At 71.3% G+C, this 13493-nt stretch carries 15 protein-coding genes; 9 read left to right on the plus strand and 6 right to left on the minus strand.

Features of this window, described 5'->3' with window-relative positions:
* Window positions 1-23: 23 nt before the first annotated feature.
* The gene (locus tag Vse01_RS01950) at window positions 24-1418 is read right to left on the minus strand and encodes an MFS transporter (RefSeq protein ID WP_093402390.1); all 1395 of its coding nucleotides are present in this window, start codon (window positions 1416-1418) and stop codon (window positions 24-26) included.
* A 21-nt stretch (window positions 1419-1439) separates the two neighbouring features.
* Window positions 1440-2210, minus strand: a complete 771-nt coding sequence (locus Vse01_RS01955; protein ID WP_093402391.1) for a glycerophosphodiester phosphodiesterase family protein — start codon at window positions 2208-2210, stop codon at window positions 1440-1442.
* Between the two features lie 106 nt (window positions 2211-2316).
* Between Vse01_RS01955 and Vse01_RS01960 the strand changes: the two genes are divergently transcribed.
* Genes Vse01_RS01960 through Vse01_RS01970 form a run of 3 tightly spaced genes read left to right on the plus strand, consistent with a single transcriptional unit; the run spans window position 2317 to window position 5109 of the window.
* On the plus strand, window positions 2317-3030 hold the full coding sequence (locus Vse01_RS01960; RefSeq protein WP_093402392.1) for a hypothetical protein: 714 nt from the start codon (window positions 2317-2319) through the stop codon (window positions 3028-3030).
* Between the two features lies 1 nt (window position 3031).
* On the plus strand, window positions 3032-4747 hold the full coding sequence (locus Vse01_RS01965; RefSeq protein WP_093402393.1) for an AbeC-like domain-containing protein: 1716 nt from the start codon (window positions 3032-3034) through the stop codon (window positions 4745-4747).
* The gene (locus Vse01_RS01970) at window positions 4744-5109 is read left to right on the plus strand and encodes a hypothetical protein (protein ID WP_093402394.1); all 366 of its coding nucleotides are present in this window, start codon (window positions 4744-4746) and stop codon (window positions 5107-5109) included. Before Vse01_RS01965 ends, Vse01_RS01970 begins: the two co-directional genes overlap by 4 nt.
* Window positions 5110-5112: 3 nt before the next feature.
* Here the strand turns inward: Vse01_RS01970 and Vse01_RS01975 are convergent, their stop codons facing one another.
* A complete protein-coding gene (locus Vse01_RS01975) occupies window positions 5113-5892 on the minus strand; it encodes a lysophospholipid acyltransferase family protein (protein ID WP_093402395.1) in 780 nt (259 codons plus the stop codon).
* A gap of 177 nt (window positions 5893-6069) precedes the next feature.
* Here Vse01_RS01975 and Vse01_RS01980 point away from each other — a divergent pair, with 177 nt between their 5' ends.
* Both Vse01_RS01980 and cydB read left to right on the plus strand, forming a co-directional pair.
* Window positions 6070-7485, plus strand: a complete 1416-nt coding sequence (locus Vse01_RS01980; protein WP_093402396.1) for a cytochrome ubiquinol oxidase subunit I — start codon at window positions 6070-6072, stop codon at window positions 7483-7485.
* Between the two features lie 15 nt (window positions 7486-7500).
* A complete protein-coding gene (cydB, locus tag Vse01_RS01985; RefSeq protein WP_093402397.1) occupies window positions 7501-8499 on the plus strand; it encodes a cytochrome d ubiquinol oxidase subunit II in 999 nt (332 codons plus the stop codon).
* A 42-nt stretch (window positions 8500-8541) separates the two neighbouring features.
* Here cydB and Vse01_RS01990 read toward each other — a convergent pair whose 3' ends face one another.
* Window positions 8542-8979, minus strand: coding sequence for a winged helix DNA-binding protein (locus Vse01_RS01990; protein ID WP_093402398.1), 438 nt, complete (start codon window positions 8977-8979; stop codon window positions 8542-8544).
* Window positions 8980-9071: 92 nt separating this feature from the next.
* Between Vse01_RS01990 and Vse01_RS01995 the strand changes: the two genes are divergently transcribed.
* Genes Vse01_RS01995 through Vse01_RS02005 form a run of 3 tightly spaced genes read left to right on the plus strand, consistent with a single transcriptional unit; the run spans window position 9072 to window position 11219 of the window.
* Window positions 9072-9530: a MarR family winged helix-turn-helix transcriptional regulator gene (locus Vse01_RS01995; protein ID WP_093402496.1), complete on the plus strand. Its 459-nt coding sequence runs from the start codon at window positions 9072-9074 to the stop codon at window positions 9528-9530.
* Window positions 9531-9532: 2 nt separating this feature from the next.
* Entirely contained in the window at window positions 9533-10000 is a 468-nt protein-coding gene (locus Vse01_RS02000; protein ID WP_093402399.1) for an OsmC family protein, read from the plus strand.
* 52 nt (window positions 10001-10052) lie between these two features.
* Entirely contained in the window at window positions 10053-11219 is a 1167-nt protein-coding gene (locus Vse01_RS02005; RefSeq protein ID WP_093402400.1) for a GNAT family N-acetyltransferase, read from the plus strand.
* Window positions 11220-11282: 63 nt separating this feature from the next.
* Here Vse01_RS02005 and Vse01_RS02010 read toward each other — a convergent pair whose 3' ends face one another.
* Both Vse01_RS02010 and Vse01_RS02015 read right to left on the minus strand, forming a co-directional pair.
* Window positions 11283-12014, minus strand: coding sequence for a hypothetical protein (locus tag Vse01_RS02010; RefSeq protein ID WP_093402401.1), 732 nt, complete (start codon window positions 12012-12014; stop codon window positions 11283-11285).
* Window positions 12015-12086: 72 nt separating this feature from the next.
* Window positions 12087-12548: a peroxiredoxin gene (locus tag Vse01_RS02015; RefSeq protein ID WP_170863333.1), complete on the minus strand. Its 462-nt coding sequence runs from the start codon at window positions 12546-12548 to the stop codon at window positions 12087-12089.
* Between the two features lie 141 nt (window positions 12549-12689).
* Between Vse01_RS02015 and Vse01_RS02020 the strand changes: the two genes are divergently transcribed.
* Complete coding sequence (locus Vse01_RS02020) at window positions 12690-13418, plus strand: glucose 1-dehydrogenase (protein WP_093402402.1); 729 nt, start codon at window positions 12690-12692, stop codon at window positions 13416-13418.
* Window positions 13419-13493 lie beyond the last annotated feature (75 nt).

Consider the following 13493-nt stretch of genomic DNA (forward strand, 5'->3'; position numbering starts at 1 on the left):
CGATCATCGCATCGGCGCCCGGGTCAGAGCACCCGGGGCGGGGTGTTGCCGGCGGCGACGATGGCCCGTCGGATCGGCACCGCCAACAGCAGCAGGAAGCCGACCACGAAGAAGATCAGCAGCGAGACCAGACCGACCCGGTAGGAGTTGGTGAGCTGGAACACCAGCCCGAACGCCGCCGGTCCGAGCCAACTGGTGCCCTTGTCGCTGATCTCGTAGAAGCCGTAGTACTCACCCTCCTTGCCGTCGGGGATCAACTGACTGAACAGCGACCTGCTCAGTGCCTGACTGCCGCCGAGGACCAGGCCGATGGCCGCGCCGAGCACCATGAACGGCAGCGGATCCTCAGCGGGCAACCGGAACGCCGCGACGATCACCAAGGTCCACAGCACCAGGCTCAGCAGGACCGTCTTCCACGCCCCGATCCGACCGGCCAACGCGCCGAGGGTCAACGCGCCGCCGAAGGCCAGGAACTGCACCAGCAGGATCGTCACGATCAGGGTGCTCTGCCCCAGCCGTAGCTCCTCGGTGCCGTACACGCTGGCCAGCGTGATAACGGTCTGGATGCCGTCGTTGTAGACCAGGAACGCCAGCAGGAAGAACAGCGTCAGCGGGTACGTCTTCATCCCCCGCAGGGTGCGCCCGAGCTGCCGGAACCCGTCGGTGAGCACGTTGCCGCGGCCGGCGGCGGCCAGCGCGGCGGCAGTCGGGTGCTCCCGCAGCCAGCGCAATGGCACCAGGGTGAACGCCGCCCACCACAGCCCGGCCGACACGATCGACCAGCGGGCCAGATCCAGGGTGCGCTCGGCGGTGCCGTTGTCGAACGACTGCACCACGACCAGGTTCAACGCCAGCAGCAGACCGCCGCCCAGGTAACCCAGCGCCCAGCCTCTGCTGGAGATGCCGTCGCGTTCGTCCGGCCCGCCCAGCTGCGGCAGGAACGAGTTGTACACCACGATCGACGCCCCGAAGGCGATGTTGGCGATCAGCAGCAGCACGCCGCCGAGCAGGTACCGGTCGCCGGTGACGAAGAGCATCGCGGTGGTGGCGAACGCGCCGGTGAACGCGCTTGCGGCCAGCAGCCGCTTCTTGTGCAGCGACCGGTCGGCGATCGCGCCGATCACCGGCAGCACGAAGACGGTCAGCAGCACCGACAGCGAGATCGTGTACGGGTAGTACGACCCGGCGGCCACCTTGATGCCCAGCGGATAGACGTAGCCGCTGCAGTTGTCGGCACCGGGTTCGCAGCCGGCAGCGAGCTTGGCGACGCTTGTCAGGTACGGCCCCAGGAACACCGTGATGACTGTGGTCTGGAAGGCCGAGTTCGCCCAGTCGTAGAAGTACCAGCCGGTGCGTTCGCGCCGGGTGCTTCGCGGTGGTGGGATGTCCTGCGCCGCCGGGGTGACCGTCTCGGCCATGGGGGTCCTCCGCCCAGGTGTTCAGGCGGCCCAGTGGCCGCGGCTGCGGTAGACGTCGCGCAGCACGCCGACGTGGTCGGTCATGATGCCATCAACCCCAAGATCAAGTAACTCGTGCATCTCGGCAGGTTCGTCGATCGTCCAGACGTGCACCTGCAGGCCGAGCCGGTGGGCCGTGCGCAGGAAGCGACGGTCGACCACCGGCACCCGCCCGTAGCGCACCGGCACCTGCGCGGCCACCACCGACGGCGGTAACCGCAGCGGCCGTCCGGCCCACGAGGCCCACCGCAGCCGGGCCACTCCGCGTACCCCGAGGCTGGTGGCGACGCGTCCGCCGGTCAGCGCCCGCAGCCGGGTCAGCCGGGCGTCGCTGAACGAGGCCAGCAGCACCCGGTCGGCGGCGCGAGCCCGGTCGACAGTGGTCACCGTGGGCGTCACCCCCTGGTCGGACTTGACGTCGATGTTGAACCGCACCTGTGGCCACGCGCCGAGCACCTCGTCGAGGCGGGGCACCACGGCGGAGCCGCCGACGCGCACCGTGGCCAGGTCGGCCCAGCGCATGGCGCCCACCCGGCCACGCTGCCCGGTGACCCGCTCCAGGGTGTCGTCGTGGAACACCACGGCCACCCCGTCGGCGGTGCTGTGCACGTCGGTCTCGACGTACCGATAGCCCAGCTCGACCGCCCGCGCGAACGCGGCGGCGGTGTTCTCGTCGCCGTCGGCGGCGCCGCCGCGATGGGCGAAGGCCAGCGGCGCGGGTGCGTCGAGGTAGGGGTGCGCGTTCGTGGGCACGCGGCGCAGTATGCCTGGCCCCGGTGACCGCCCGGTGGCGGGCCGGCGGCGACCCGGATTCGTCCCGTCGTCCACGCCCCATCCGATACCCACCGGTGATTGCCGGATGCCGGACAGTAACCTTCCCTGCTCGGTCGGCACCGGCGACGATGCCCCGGTGATGCCGTGGACGAGTTCTGTACCGCGACGAGACGACCCGCCCTCGACGCCGGCGGCGCTGACCATCCGCCCGGTGCACCCGCTGCCCGGACGCGTCGCGCCACCGCGCCGCCCGGCGACCCGCGATCTTCCGCCGGGGTTCGGGGCGCTGCTGGTCACGACCCTGGCCGCCGGCAGCCCCTGGGGGTACGAGGTGCTGCGGGAACTGAGCGTCAACCTGCCCCGCATCGACGGCCCGGCCGGGATCCTCACGACCGCGGTCGACGCGCTGCTGCTGGGGCTGTCGTGGCTGCGGTGGGGCAGCCCGGACACCCTGTCCAGCTACCAGCTCGCGCGCACCGCCCAGGTGGCGCTGTTCGTCCTGATCGTGCTGGTGCTGCTGCGCAGGTTGGCCGCCTGGGCCACGCCTCCCCGGGCGTACCGCTTCTTCGGCACGCTCGGCGCGACGGTCGTGGCGGCGACGCTCGCCACGACCGGCGGCGCCCTGGTGCATCTGGCCGTCGACAGCGGCGTCTACACCGGGTCGGCGATGCGTGCGGAACTGCTGAACGAACTGGTACGGGCACTGCTGTGCGGGTTCGTCGTCGGCCTGCTGCTCGCGGCGGCACCGGCACGGCGGCGCCGGCCGCGACCGACCGTTCCCGGTCTGGGAGGCAACTGACATGGTGATCCGGCAGGCCACCCCCGAGGTCTCGACGGCGGGCCCGGCGGACGCCACGAGCGAGGCGACCCGCTACCTGTGCGTGGCGGCGCACACCGACGACACGTTCGCCGACTCGGCCCTGTCCGAGGTCCTCGACGACGAACTTCGGGCGGTGGCGCCCTCGGTCGGCTTCGACCTGACCACCGTGCTGCGGCACTGCCTTGAGGCACGTCAGCGGCGCATCCGTCGCGATGCCGGCCTGCTCATCGCCGGCAGCATGGCCCTGCTGCTGGCGCCGCTGTGGACGCTGCTGGCCGCGGCGGTGCTGGCGGTCGGCATGTCGCTGACCCGGGCCAACCGGAACGGCCCGCTGGCCTCGGCGGCGGCACTGGTCGCGACGATCGTGGTGTCGCTGTGGCTGGTGGCGCAGTTCGCCGGGGTGCAGACCGACGAGGACGGCACGCTCGACTGGATGATCGGCCTGCCCTGGCTGGCGCTGGTGGCCGGGCTGCTCGCGTACCTGATCCTCGTGCTGCACCTGCTGGGCACCCGGCAGCTGCTGGTGCAACGGCTGCGGCGCGGTCACTTCCAGCCCGCGTCGCCCGAAACCGGCCCGGTGCCGCAGCGCCACGCGGCCCGCCTGGCCCAGCTCGACACCGCGCAGCACGGCAACGTGACGATCTACAGCGGGTACACCCCGTTCGTGGGGCACGGCGCACCGGTGGCCGGCTGGTCGTTCGCCCTGCCCATCCACCGGGCCGAACAGCACCTGCCCGAACCGGCGACGGCGGTCACCGACGACGACCCGGACGCCACCGTACAGTTCGCCGTGGTGGATCTGATCGACCACGTGCGGCAACGACTGGCGGCGATCCGGCTCGACCCGGCCGGCGACCCGGAGCTGAATCCGGAACGGCTCGCCGGGCTGGTGCTTGAGGATCGGGTCTTCGTGCACGGCGGTCTGCTGACCGACGATCCGCAGCTGCTGCCCGAGCGCAGCCGGATGCCCCGGCAACGCTGGTCCGACGAGCGGCTGCGAGCGGTGGCGAGCCGGCCGCAGGGCGCCGCCCGACACTTTCTGGGCGCTCTGGTGCCGTCCTGGGGCGGCGAGGTGGTGGCCTGCACGTTCCTGCACTTCTCCACCGATGGTCGGGTGCTCTACCTGGAGTGCGCCCGGACGTTGCTGGAGCCGCCCCGCATCGAGTACCACGACGTGGACCGGCTGACCGAGTGGATCCCGGTGCGCCAGTTCGTCCAGTTGTTCACCGCCGCCGCCGAGCAGTTGGTGCGTACCGCCTTCGGCGCGCCGGTGCGCCTGGTACGCGACGGCGTCCGGGTGGTGCGTCACCAGATCCGGCAGTCGCGGTCCCGCCGGATGGCCCGCGAGGACCTCGGCTACGACTACGGCGCCCGGGCCGGGGTGCGGGAGCTGGCCACCGGCACCACCTACCACAACTACTTTCAGGTGCTCGACGCCGCGAAGCATCTCAAGGTGGTCGAGCGGCACGTGCTGGCCGCCATCGTCGACTTCCTGGAGGACAAGGGTGTGGACACCGCCGAGTTCCGCACCCGGCAAACCATGATCCTCAATCAGGGTGTGATCCAGACCGGCGGCCTCAGCGTCGTCGGCAACCAGGCGGTGGGCGCCGGCGCGCGGGCGGAGCAGCAGACCACCACGGAACAGCCGGCACCACAGGGCACGAGCCGTCGAGCCGGCACCGGGAGGCCGTCATGACCACGTCCGACAACTCGATCAACTTCGGGATCCAGCAGTCGGGTGGGGTGAGCCAGGTCGGCAACCAGGCGGTGGGTCCGGGAGCGCACGCGGTCGGTGGGACGTTGTGGGCCACCGCGCCGGGGGTGGACGTGCCGGCGCTGGTGGCCCAGCTGGTACAGACCCTCGACCAGCACCGTGACGAGCTGCCGGAGCCGGCTCGGGCGGTGGCCGCGGAACTGCGGGTCCAGCTGGCACGGCCGGATCCGGAACCGGCCCGGGTGACGGCGCTGTTGCAGCGCCTGGCGGCCCTGGCCGCGCCGGTGGCGCCGGTGGCCTCGGCCGTGACCGAGGTGTTGCGGGCCGTGCAGCAGGCGACCTGAGGCTCAGCCGGCGGCGGGGCGGCGCCGGTGGGCGCGGCTGGGGTCGACCGGCCGGCTGGGGTCGAGGTGGCGGGGGCGGTCGGGTTCGTCCGGCCGCAGCGGGGCCAGGGTCTCGGTGAGCGCGTCGATGATCCGGTCGGTGGCCTGTCGGGCCGCGCCCGGCGTGCCACGGGTCACCTCGGCCAGGTCCACCGGGTCGCCGAAGTGCACCCGTACGGTGGGGCGGCGCACCAGCGCCCGGGCGACGCCGCGCAGCATCCCTTTCGGGGCCTGGTAGGGCAGCACCTCGTGGGATCCCCACTGGGCGAGGGGAATCACGGGCGCGCCGCAGGCCAGGGCGAGGCGGGCGGCGCCGGTCTTGCCGCGTTCGGGCCACATGCCCGGGTCCAGGCCGATACGTCCCTCCGGGTAGACCAGGATCGGTGCGCCGGCGGCGACCGCGGCGGCGGCATCGTCCAGGGCCCGGTGTACGCCACTGGTGCCCCGGTCGACCCGGATGTGCCCGGCGCTGCGCATCGCGGTCCCGATCAGCGGGGCCCGGAACAGCCCGCCGGTGGCCATGATCCTGGGTGCCACCCGGCGGGCCCGGCAGGCCGCGGCGAGCACGATCGGGTCGAACGGGCTGATGTGGTTGGCGGCCAGGATCAGCGGCCCGCCACGCAACCGGGCCGGGATGTCGCCGGTGACCTCCAGCCGGGCCAGCGTCCCGACGACGACGCGGGCCAGCAGCAACGCGACGCGCCAGATCAGCGGCGGACGCCAGGGGGAGTGGGCTGCTTCCATCAGCGGGAAATGGTCGCACGGCGGGCGGGCGGCCCGGCGGCCAGGGCGGGCCGTACGACAGAGGTGAGCAGGGTCATTGGTCCCGGTCCGGTTCGGGCCGGCCGCCTCTGCCAATCCTCGTACGACGCGCTGTAGTATTTACTACGTCTTGTAGTATGAATAGCCTGGGGGTCGCAGGTGGACGCGTTGGACGTCGCCCGCTGGCAGTTCGGTGTCACCACCGTCTACCACTTTCTCTTCGTGCCGTTGACCATCGGCCTGTCCGTTCTGGTCGCCATCCTGCAGACACTCTGGCACCGCACGGGGGACGAGAAGTACCTCAAGCTCACCAAGTTCTACGGCAAACTCTTCCTGATCAACTTCGCCATGGGCGTGGTCACCGGCATCGTGCAGGAGTTCCAGTTCGGCATGAACTGGAGCGACTACTCCCGCTTCGTCGGCGACATCTTCGGCGCGCCCCTGGCCATCGAGGCCCTTGTCGCGTTCTTCCTCGAATCCACATTCATCGGACTGTGGATCTTCGGCTGGGACCGACTACCCAAACGCCTGCACCTGGCCAGCATCTGGGCCGCCGCCATCGGCACCAACCTGTCGGCGTACTTCATCCTCGCCGCGAACTCGTTCATGCAGAACCCGGTCGGCTACCGCTACAACCCGGACACCGGTCGCGCCGAACTGACCGACTTCCTCGCCGTGCTGACCAACAAGGTCGCCCTGATCACCTTTCCGCACACCATCGCCGGCGCCTTCCTGGTCGCCGGGTCGCTGCTGGTGGCCGTCGCCCTGTGGCACCTCATCCGCCACCGCGACAGCGCCGACACCCCCGCCTACCGCTTCGCCGCCCGCTTCGGCTCCTGGGTCACCCTGATCTCCGCCACCGTCGTGGTCATCACCGGCGACATCCAAGGCAAGATCATGACGCAGGTGCAGCCGATGAAGATGGCCGCCGCCGAAGGGCTCTACGCCACCGAGAGCCCCGCGTCGTTCTCCGTACTGACCGTCGGCAGCCTCGACGGCAGCCGCGAACTGTTCGCCCTCAAGATCCCGTACCTGCTGTCCTACCTCGGCACCGGCGACCCCAACGGCACCGTGCAGGGCATCAACGACCTCCAGGCCCGCTACAGCGCCCAGTACGGCGCCGGCAGCTACACCCCGATCATCCCGGTCACCTACTGGAGCTTCCGGCTCATGATCGGCTTCGGGCTCGCCGCCGCCGCCATCGCCCTGCTGGTGCTCTGGACCCAGCGCAGAGGCCGCGCCGTCCCGAACAGCAAATGGCTGCTGCGCGCCGGCCTGGCCATGCCGATCCTGCCGCTGCTGGCCAACTCCTTCGGTTGGATCTTCACCGAGATGGGCCGCCAGCCCTGGATCGTCTTCGGCGAGATGCTCACCCGCGACGGCGTGTCCCGCAGCGTCTCCCTGACCGAGGTGCTCACCTCCTTCACCGCCTTCACCCTCATCTACGCCGTCCTCGCCGTCATCGAGGTGAAACTGCTGATCCGTTACGCCAAGGCCGGCGTACCAGACGTCACCCCGGCCCCCGAACCCGACGACACCGACGACGCCGAGCGCCCGCTCGCCTTCGCCTACTGAGTCCGGAGCCCCACCGTGGAACTGACCACCATCTGGTTTCTCCTCGTCGCCGTGCTGTTCACCGGCTACTTCATCCTCGAAGGCTTCGACTTCGGCGTCGGCATGCTGCTGCCCGTGCTCGGCCGCGACGACAAGGAACGCCGCGTCATGATCAACACGATCGGGCCGGTCTGGGACGGCAACGAGGTCTGGCTGATCACCGCCGGAGGCGCCATGTTCGCCGCCTTCCCCGAGTGGTACGCCACCCTCTTCTCCGGCTTCTACCTGCCCCTGCTGCTCATCCTGCTGGCCCTGATCGCCCGCGGCGTCGCCTTCGAATACCGCCACAAGCGTCCCGAGGCGTCCTGGAAACGCCGCTGGGACAACGCCATCTTCTTCGGCTCACTCGTCCCGGCCATCCTGTGGGGCGTGGCGTTCGCCAACATCCTGCGCGGCGTGCCGCTGGACGCCGACCACGAGTACGTCGGCGGACTGCTCAACCTGCTCAACCCGTACGCCCTGCTCGGCGGCGCGACCACCGCGGCGCTGTTCGCCACCCACGGCGCCGTCTTCGTCGCCCTCAAGACCGTCGGCGACATCCGCGCCCGGGCCGCCGCGCTCGCCGTGCGCCTGGGCGTGGCCGCGGCGGTCCTCGCGGTGGCCTTCCTGAGCTGGACCCTGACCATCCGCTCCAGCACGGCCGCCGTCGTGCTCGCCGTCGCCGCCGCGCTCGCCCTGCTCGGCGGTCTCGCCGCCGCCACGGTACGCCGGGAGGGCTGGGCCTTCACCGGCACCGCCGCCGCGATCGGCCTGGCCGTGGCCACCCTGTTCGCCGCCCTGTTCCCGAACGTGCTGCCCTCCACGCTGGACCCCGCCGGCACACTCACCGCCACCAACGCCGCCTCCACCCCCTACACCCTCACGATCATGACCTGGGTGGCGGTGTTCTTCACCCCGATCGTGCTGGCCTACCAGGGCTGGACCTACTGGGTCTTCCGCAAGCGCATAGGCGTGGCCCACATCCCGCAGCACTGACCGGCCGGCGGGCGGAATCCGGGAAAACCCGGGCCCCGCCCGTCACGCCGCCGCCAGGGTCTGCTCGGCGCGGCGGCGCACCACCTCCAGCACCCGCGCCGCCGCCGCGAGGTCGTCGGTCGGAAGATCGGCCCACAGCCGGGCGCCGATCTCGGCGGAAGCCGCGGCGACCAACTGCTGCGTGTGCCGCCCGGTCGGGGTCAGCGCGACCCGGGAGGCGTCGGAGGGCAGCGGCGCCACAAGCGTCGCCGCGATCAACTCGGCAAGCGTGGCGTACGCCGACGCGGTCGACACCTGCATCGCGTCGACCAGCCGACGGGCGGCATCGACGCGGGGGAGCGGAGCATCGGCGGCAGCCAACGCGTTGAGCAGCAACCCCTGCGCGAAGGTCAACCCGAGACGGTCCAGCTCCCGCTCCAGCACCGCCCGGGTGGCGTAGTGGGTCCGGCCGAGCATCTGCCCGTTGAGGGTGATGGACATGTCAACCTCTATTCATTGGTGAAGCCAACGTTGGCGGAGCCAACATACCATCGATCGTGGGTGCCGCCAACGAAATCGCGTACAGTCCCCACATGGAGCAACCCAGCGCCCCCACACCCAACCGACTGCGCACCACCCCCAGCTGGCTGCTCACCCAGACCGCCGCCCACGCCACCCGCCTCGTCACCACCGCACTCGCCACCCGCCACGCCCGCGGCTACCACTACCGACTACTGGCCACCCTCGCCGAAACCGGCCCCGCCAGCCAGGCCGACCTCGGCCGACACAGCGGCATCGACCGCAGCGACATCGTCGCCACCCTCAACGACCTCGCCGACCGCCACCTCGTACGCCGCCAAGCCGACCCCACCGACCGCCGCCGCAACATCGTCCACATCACACCCGCCGGCCAACGCGAACTCACCCACCTGCAACACGCCCTCGACACCGCCCAGGACACCCTGCTCGCCCCACTGAACCCCACCGACCGCCACGAACTCGTCCGCCTGCTCGACCTCCTGCTCACCCACCACAGCGAACCGGAAGGCTGACCATGGCCCGCACCCACCACTACGCCACCACCGTCACCTGGACCGGCAACCTCGGCACCGGCACCAGCAGCTACCGCGACTACCGACGCGACCACGACATCACCACCGACGGCCGCCCACCCATCCCCGGCAGCTCCGACCCCACCTTCCACGGCGACCGCACCCGCTGGAACCCCGAACAACTCCTCCTCGCCGCCCTGTCCCAGTGCCACATGCTCGCCTACCTGCACCTGTGCGCCGACAAAGGCATCGTCGTCACCGACTACATCGACCACGCCACCGGCACCATGACCACCGACAACACCGGCAACGGCCACTTCACCGAGGTCACCCTGCGACCCCACGTCACCGTCGCCGACCCCACCACCACCGACATCGCCACCGCCCTGCACGACGACGCCCACCACACCTGCTTCATCGCCAACTCGGTCAACTTCCCGGTCCGCCACCACCCCGTCACCACCACCTGAACCCACCGGAAAATCCCGTCGACCCCACCACCACGACCGCTATCGTCGGCCCGTGCCCGACGTGCGTGAACTCACCCCCGACGACCTGAACGACGCCTGGCAACTCGGCCGGCTCGCCTTCGGCTCCGACCCGCAACCACCCCCACCACCAAACCCCACCGGCCGAACCGCCCACGGTGCCTTCGACCCCACCGGAAAACTCATCGGCAAAGCCATCGACCTGCACGACGAACAATGGTGGAGCGGACACGCCGTACCTGCCGCCGACGTCGCCGGCGTCGCCGTCGCCCCCGAAGCACGCGGCACCGGAGTGGGCCGAGCCCTACTGACCACCCTGCTCCGCCACGCCCACGACCGCGGCGCCGCCGTCAGCACGCTGTTCCCCACCACCGCCGCCCCCTACCGCGCCTGCGGCTGGGAGATCACCGGCCAACTACGCACCCTCGACCTACCCACCGCCACCCTGCCCCGACACCGCCCCGACCCACGGCTGACCATCCGCGCCGGCACCAGCGCCGACCTGCCCGCCACCGCCGAGCTCTACCAACGCGTCGCCCACCACCGCAACGGCCTGCTCACCCGCACCCACCGCCGGTTCACCGCCACCGACGAACTGCCCTACGACGGGCTCACCCTCGTCGAACACGACAGCCAACTGGTCGGCTACGCCGGCTGGGACCGAGGCCGCGGCTACGGCCCCGACGCCGTACTCACCGTCGAAGACATCCTCGCCACCACCGCCGACGCCGCCCAAGCCCTCGTCGGCACCCTCGCCAGCTGGTACAGCGTCACCCCGACCCTGCGCGTGACCCCGCTACCCGACGACACCGTCAGCACCCACCTGCCCCTGGAACGCGCCCGCGAACACGAACGCGAAGCCTGGATGCACCGACCCGTCGACATCGTCCGCGCCGTACAGGCCCGCGGCTGGCCCACCCACACCCACGGCCAGGTCACCTTCACCCTCACCGACGACCTCGCCGACTGGAACACCGGCACCTGGCAACTCACCGTCGCCGACGGCCACGCCGACCTGCACCGCACCACCACCGACGCCGACCTGCACCTGACCGTACGCGGCTTCGCCCGCCTCTACACCGGCACCGGCACCGCCCGCACCCTCGCCGAAGCCGGACTGCTGCACCACCGCACACCCGACCCCGCCGCCCTGGACCTGCTCGCCGCCGGACCCACCGCCCACCTCATCGACTACTTCTGACAAACGCCGACGGCCCGGCCCGGCAGGGGATGCCGGACCGGGCCACCGATCGGATCGAAACCCTCAGCCCGCCTCGCGCAACTCCGCCAACCGGGCCTCGATCTCCGCCAACTCCGCCCGCAACTTCTCGGCCTGCCGCTCCGCCTCCGACCGCTCGGCGGCCAGAATCTGCTCCACCGCCTCATGCACCCCCGGCACATCCACCAACGCCACCATCCGCAGCGCCTCCGCCGGCTTGAGCACATACGGCTTGGCCAACACCTTCCCACCCTGCTGCGCCGCGACCGTCCACTCGCCCTCGGCATAGGCCAACGTCACCGTCAACCCCGCCGGCCCCTTCGGCTTCGCCGCCTTCACCGCCCGCCGAGCCGGCTTCGCCTCCACCTTCGACCCCACCGTCTCGTCCACCCTCGGCTCCTCCCGACCCGACTGCTCATCCCGCCCCGGCTGCTCCTCCCGACGCTGCTGCGGCACCCGATCCAACACGAACTCCGGCGTCACCACCGCCGGCTCGACCGGCGCCGGCTCCACCTTCGACTCCGCCGGCCGCCGACCCGCACCCCGCGGCGCCACCGCCACATCGGCGGGGGAGAAGGGCAACTCGTCACGCCCGAACCGCACCACCACGAACTCGTCGGACTCCGCCGGATCGGTCAACTCCACCACCTGACCCAACTGACCGGCGATCTGACCGGCCGCCGCCGTGAACACCACCTTCGGCTTACGCCCCGCGGCCAACGCCTCCCGGATGCCGCGCACCTCGTCCTCGGACAAACCCTGACCAGCGGCACCCATCGCCCAACCTCATTCCTCGTACACGTGTTCAGCCGCCTGCCTTGATACCAGCAGCCAGCGACAACCCGAAGATCAGCCCCCCAACGCCCGCAACGCCCGATCGGCATGCTCATTCATGCCCAACTCGCTGTGCACCACCTCGACGACCCGCCGATCGACCCCGATCACGAACGTCATCCGCCGGGTACTCAACGGACCCAACGGCAGCCGCCGCCGCACCCCGAACCGCTCGGCCACCACGCCGTCCGGATCCGACAACAACGGATAGTCGAAACCGTGCAACCGCGAGAACTCCGCCTGACGCCGCACCGAATCCCGGCTGATGCCCACCCGCTGCGCCCCGACCGCCGCGAACTCCGCCGCCAGATCCCGGAAGTGACAACTCTCCGCCGTGCACCCCCGCGTCATCGCCGCCGGATAGAAGAACAACACCACCGGCCCCGCCGCCAGCAACTCCGTCAACCGCCGCGGCCGACCCGTCTCGTCCGGCAACTCGAAATCCTCGACCAGATCCCCGACACCTACACCCGCCACGAGCCCTCCCCACCGACACCATCGCCGCGAGCGTAAGCCATCGCCCACCACCGACCGTGCGCTCGACCACACCGCGCTACCCGCCACCGCCACCACGCCGGTAACGTCCCCGACACCGGCTCGGGGCAGGGGAGAGGTCCATTGGCCAACGTCACCGTCATCACCGGCGGCAGCCGCGGCATCGGCGCCGCCACCGCCCGCCGCCTCGCCCACACCGGCCAGCACATCGCCATCGGCTACCGCCGCGACCACACCGCCGCCGACACCGTCGTGGCCGAACTGCGCGCCACCGGCGTACGCGCCATCGCCGTCCCCGCCGACACCCGCGATCCCGACCAGGTCACCGCCCTGTTCGACGCCGCAGCCGAACTCGGCACCCTCACCGGCCTGGTCAACAACGCCGGCATCACCAGCCCGATCGGCCCCTTCACCGACCTCGACCCCGACGACCTGCGTCGCGTCGTCGACGTCAACCTCATCGGCTACGTCCTCTGCGCCCAACAGGCCGCCCGCCGGATGAGCGACGGCGCCGCCATCGTCAACCTCTCCTCCGTCGCCGCCACCCTCGGCAGCCCAGGGGAGTACGTCCACTACGCCGCCGTCAAAGCCGCCACCGACGCGCTCACCACCGGCCTGGCCAAGGAACTCGCCCCCCGCGGCATCCGCGTCAACGCCGTCGCCCCCGGCATCATCCGCACCGACATCCACGCGCTCTCCGGCCAACCCGACCGGCCCAACCAAGCCGCCGGCCGGATCCCACTCGGCCGCCCCGGCGAACCCGACGAGGTCGCCGCCGCCGTCGCCTGGCTGCTCAGCCCCGACGCCTCCTACACCACCGGCGCTATCCTCCGCGTCGGCGGCGGCCTCTGACCGCCGACCCGCCAGCGCCAGACGGCGCAGGCACGACGCCAACGAGCCAGGCCGAGCGGGAATGCGCGCCGGTCA

Origin of the sequence: Micromonospora sediminimaris, from assembly GCF_016863575.1 — a bacterium.
Lineage (GTDB): Bacteria > Actinomycetota > Actinomycetes > Mycobacteriales > Micromonosporaceae > Micromonospora > Micromonospora sediminimaris.

What these genes read in the sequence shown, in the direction of transcription:
- Vse01_RS01950 (WP_093402390.1), bottom strand. Translation starts at nt 1,418, where the DNA reads ATGGCCGAGACGGTCACCCCGGCGGCGCAGGACATCCCACCACCGCGA.
- Vse01_RS01960 (WP_093402392.1), top strand. Translation starts at nt 2,317, where the DNA reads ATGCCGGACAGTAACCTTCCCTGCTCGGTCGGCACCGGCGACGATGCC.
- Vse01_RS01965 (WP_093402393.1), top strand. Translation starts at nt 3,032, where the DNA reads ATGGTGATCCGGCAGGCCACCCCCGAGGTCTCGACGGCGGGCCCGGCG.
- Vse01_RS01970 (WP_093402394.1), top strand. Translation starts at nt 4,744, where the DNA reads ATGACCACGTCCGACAACTCGATCAACTTCGGGATCCAGCAGTCGGGT.
- Vse01_RS01975 (WP_093402395.1), bottom strand. Translation starts at nt 5,892, where the DNA reads ATGGAAGCAGCCCACTCCCCCTGGCGTCCGCCGCTGATCTGGCGCGTC.
- Vse01_RS01990 (WP_093402398.1), bottom strand. Translation starts at nt 8,979, where the DNA reads ATGTCCATCACCCTCAACGGGCAGATGCTCGGCCGGACCCACTACGCC.
- Vse01_RS01995 (WP_093402496.1), top strand. Translation starts at nt 9,072, where the DNA reads ATGGAGCAACCCAGCGCCCCCACACCCAACCGACTGCGCACCACCCCC.
- Vse01_RS02000 (WP_093402399.1), top strand. Translation starts at nt 9,533, where the DNA reads ATGGCCCGCACCCACCACTACGCCACCACCGTCACCTGGACCGGCAAC.
- Vse01_RS02010 (WP_093402401.1), bottom strand. Translation starts at nt 12,014, where the DNA reads ATGGGTGCCGCTGGTCAGGGTTTGTCCGAGGACGAGGTGCGCGGCATC.